Annotated in this window: 1 protein-coding gene and 3 pseudogenes; 3 read left to right on the top strand and 1 reads right to left on the bottom strand. The window is 69.1% G+C overall.

Features of this window, described 5'->3' with window-relative positions; genetic code table 11:
* Nucleotides 1-226: 226 nt before the first annotated feature.
* From AB0I77_RS53485 to AB0I77_RS53475, 3 pseudogenes are all read left to right on the top strand, one after another.
* A pseudogene (locus AB0I77_RS53485) lies at nt 227-415 on the top strand (chlorite dismutase family protein); the annotation flags it as partial.
* Nucleotides 416-470: 55 nt separating this feature from the next.
* Nucleotides 471-614: pseudogene (locus AB0I77_RS53480) on the top strand (integrase); the annotation flags it as partial.
* 64 nt (nt 615-678) lie between these two features.
* Nucleotides 679-816 (top strand): annotated as a pseudogene (locus AB0I77_RS53475) (aldo/keto reductase); the annotation flags it as partial.
* 161 nt (nt 817-977) lie between these two features.
* On the opposite strand, the gene AB0I77_RS53470 reads toward AB0I77_RS53475, so the two are convergent.
* Nucleotides 978-1,560 (bottom strand): fumarylacetoacetate hydrolase family protein (locus tag AB0I77_RS53470; RefSeq protein ID WP_363290318.1); only part of this gene is annotated, 583 nt, incomplete at its 5' end.

Below are 1,560 nucleotides of genomic sequence, written 5' to 3'. Positions count from 1 at the left end.
CTCCGGGCGCTCCAACTGGACCCCTCCCAGGCGGCGGTCCCACAGATACACCGCGAGGAAGCCCTCACAAGGAAAACGCCCCGGCATCCCATCGAGAGGCCGCAGGCGGTGGCCGTCTACGCCCCTTGACAGGCCCGGCCCTCATGGGTGCGGTGATGCCAACAACCATCAGCGGGCTTCAACGCGAAGGAGGCAAGATGGATGGCACATTGGTACAGATTTCTGCACCGTGCCCTCCTTCGCGCTCGGCGACCACGAGTGGCTACCGGCCTTCGAGGCAGATGAGCCGTACCGCATCGTCGACCTCATGCGCCATCTGCGCAGCTCCGACGCCCGGCTGCACGTCCGCGAGGAGGTCCCGTTCTACACCGGCCGCCGCAAGCCGGTCGCGGAGCTCATCGCCGGTCCAGCCTGAGCCGAAGCCACCTGGGAGGGGGCTGTCCAGCTTCTCGGCTCTGACGCCAAGGTGACGGCCGCACCGAGCCCTGAAGCAAGCCGCATCGCTCCGCCCACTCCCCCAACCGATCAACGAACCAACACAGATCAGGCACCTGGAGGTACGCCGACGAGACCGACTCGGCGGAACGCTCCACGAGTACCAACATGCCGCGTGACCAGGCCGGATGATGTATCGGCACCCGCGCTGCTGTGCCCGCGCACCATCGCGGCCCCGGCCTCCGCCCGGAGCAGGTCCTACAGAACGTCGCCGCGCTGGAGAATCCTGACCTCACCAGCGATGAACTGGGCGAGATCGACAAGTACGCCACCGACGGCGGCGTCGACCTCTGGCGGGACGCCCGCACCAGCGACCTCGGTCGTCCATCTCCGGGCTCGTCCAGGTGCCACGGGTCGGACGCGCAGCGCTCAGTCAACCTGAACAATCACCTGCACGACGGTGCAGCCGGGCCGGCGGCTTCGCGGGCGGGCGTTGGGCCACAGGAGAGCGCAGACTCATCGGCCGGGGCGGGATCAAACGCTCACGTCGTGCCCGGCGCGCCGAGCGGCTCCGTGCCGACCACCGGATTGGACAGTGTCCCCACGCCTTCGATCCGGACTTCGACCCGGTCCCCCGGGACCAGCGGACCCACGCCGGCGGGGCTGCCCGTGAGCAGTACGTCACCTGGTTGCAGGGTGATCCAGCGGGTGACGAAGGCCAGCAGTTCACCCACGTCGAAGACCATGTCGGCGGTGGAGCCGTCCTGGACCGTACGACCGTTGACGAGGGTGTCCAGCCGCAGCGCTCCGGGGTCGGCCACGTCCGTTTCGATCCATGGCCCGAGCGGGCAGAAGGTGTCCGCGCTCTTGGCCCTGGTCCACTGCCCGTCCGCGCGCCAGTCGTCCGCGGTGATGTCGTTGGCACAGGTGTAGCCGAGTACGTAGTCGGCGAACGACGTCGCTGAGACGTCCCGGGCGGTGCGGCCGATCACGACGGCGAGTTCTCCCTCGTACTCCAGCCGCCGGAGTCCGGCCGGGTGGACCACCGCCGCACCGGGGCCGACCACGGCATTGGGCGCTTTGAGGACCAGGGGTGGCTGGGTCGGCCACGGCCGCTGCTTCTCC

This window comes from Streptomyces sp. NPDC050619, assembly GCF_040654815.1.
Taxonomy (GTDB): Bacteria; Actinomycetota; Actinomycetes; order Streptomycetales; family Streptomycetaceae; genus Streptomyces.
Note: the sequence above shows the minus strand (reverse complement) of the source record. Positions and strands in the feature narration are given on the sequence as shown.